The organism is Legionella drancourtii LLAP12, from assembly GCF_000162755.2.
GTDB lineage: Bacteria > Pseudomonadota > Gammaproteobacteria > Legionellales > Legionellaceae > Legionella > Legionella drancourtii.
In genome coordinates this window covers 1-1,502 of record NZ_JH413829.1, presented here as the reverse complement: position 1 = coordinate 1,502, position 1,502 = coordinate 1, and the positions used below count along the sequence as shown (strand labels likewise).

Genomic DNA, 1,502 nt, shown 5'->3' with positions numbered 1-1,502 from the left:
CCGACTTCTTTTAGTGACGCTATTAAGGTCGGTATTACCTGTCCTTTAGATATTGCTCACTTGCAGCAGTTACTATAAAATCATCGGCATAAGTGATCATGTGAATCTTTTCCTTATCCCGCTGTCTTTTCCTTGTGCTGACTAATTTAGTTTCAAGCCCTGAGAGAGCTATCACCGCAAGTGTTGGTGAAATAATACCGCCTTGAGGCGTCCCAAGTTCTGTTGCATGGTGTTTTCCGTCCTCCATGAATCCAGCTTTTAGAAATTTTCTAAGAACAGTTTTGTTCATAGGAACATTATCTAATAACCACTCATGGTGATTTATCAAAACAGGCACGGATGTCGCCTTCGAAAAATCCATTGTGGGAGTTTGCCAGCATTTTGAAACATTGCTCTATAGCATCATGTGTCGAACGCTTTGGTCTAAAACCATAGGCATTTGGATCTGCTCTTTCTTCCGCAATCGGCACCAAAGCTGCATGCCATAGGGCTTGCATCCCTCGATCTTTGATAGTTGGAATCGAGAGCGGTCTCAGTCCCTCGATCTTTGATAGTTGGAATCGAGAGCGGTCTCAGCTTTCCTGATTTCTTGGGGATATATATTCGCCTTAGAGGTAGAGGTTTGTACCCTCTATTTTTAAGCTCGAGTATGGCATTCATCTTTTGTTGATGGGTTCTCAGAACCACACCATCGACGCCAGGTGTTTTTCCACCGGTGCTGCTAGTTACTCGTTTTATGGCGGTACATCTACCATAAAAGGAGGTTGTCAGAAGTCGTTGCAGAGCTTTGACTTTGCCACGACGTCCTTCCCTTTCTGCCTTGGCGATACGCGTTTGAAGTCGAAATACATGTGCTTTTGCCTTTGGCCACGGTATTGAATTCCAAGTGCATAGGCGCTCTGCCGAAGAGGCACCAACAGTGTTATCTATCGTCATTTGCGTTTCTTCGTTATTTTGATTCTTCAACTTATCTCACCAGTTTGGACCAGTCCGAAGTGGGCACATTTTCATGTTGTGTGATGGCACACTATCTAGTTCATTACAAACTAGCTTTTGCTTTCTCGGACATCCTTTGCCTGCATGATCATAGTGCATCTTACGATGAACCTTCCCCAGGGGGGAACCATACAGGTTTACCACGTTCCGCCATTAGAGCATGTGAACTTAGCCGCCCGCTATAGACCGAGAAGTTATGGTGGCTACGAGGAAGGTTACCCCCAGCTTCCTCCAACTTCTATGCCATGGTAACAGCCGCTTACCATGGGCTCGCCTCTGTCGATCTTTCAACACGGATTCAGATGTCTTCGGCATATTCACTACCTTGCGCTTACCCGGATCACGGCTTCCAGGAGGATTATTCACTTACGTTTCAAATCCCACACTTGCGTGTTTCGCTACTTTGTCCGATCCGCTCTTTATTCAGGATCGTAGGTTCATCCAGTAGCATGGATGGCGGTATCAGAGCACCGCAGCTCTAGTTGGCGACTTCGTGTCGCACGGGG

The 1,502-nt window shown here is 46.3% G+C and carries 3 protein-coding genes; all 3 read right to left on the bottom strand.

Annotation, left to right across the window (positions count from 1 at the left end):
• Positions 1 to 34: 34 nt before the first annotated feature.
• The 3 genes from LDG_RS18535 to LDG_RS20720 are packed head-to-tail and all read right to left on the bottom strand — an operon-like array spanning position 35 to position 936.
• On the bottom strand, positions 35 to 337 hold the full coding sequence (locus LDG_RS18535) for a reverse transcriptase domain-containing protein (RefSeq protein ID WP_050805548.1): 303 nt from the start codon (positions 335 to 337) through the stop codon (positions 35 to 37).
• A complete protein-coding gene (locus LDG_RS20530) occupies positions 312 to 497 on the bottom strand; it encodes a hypothetical protein (RefSeq protein ID WP_006871339.1) in 186 nt (61 codons plus the stop codon). Before LDG_RS20530 ends, LDG_RS18535 begins: the two co-directional genes overlap by 26 nt.
• Positions 424 to 936 (bottom strand): reverse transcriptase N-terminal domain-containing protein, encoded by a 513-nt coding sequence (locus LDG_RS20720; protein WP_083821436.1) that lies wholly within the window; start codon positions 934 to 936, stop codon positions 424 to 426. The genes LDG_RS20530 and LDG_RS20720 overlap by 74 nt, the downstream gene beginning before the upstream one ends.
• Positions 937 to 1,502 lie beyond the last annotated feature (566 nt).

What these genes read in the sequence shown, in the direction of transcription:
- LDG_RS20530 (WP_006871339.1), bottom strand. Translation starts at nt 497, where the DNA reads ATGCAAGCCCTATGGCATGCAGCTTTGGTGCCGATTGCGGAAGAAAGA.
- LDG_RS20720 (WP_083821436.1), bottom strand. Translation starts at nt 936, where the DNA reads ATGACGATAGATAACACTGTTGGTGCCTCTTCGGCAGAGCGCCTATGC.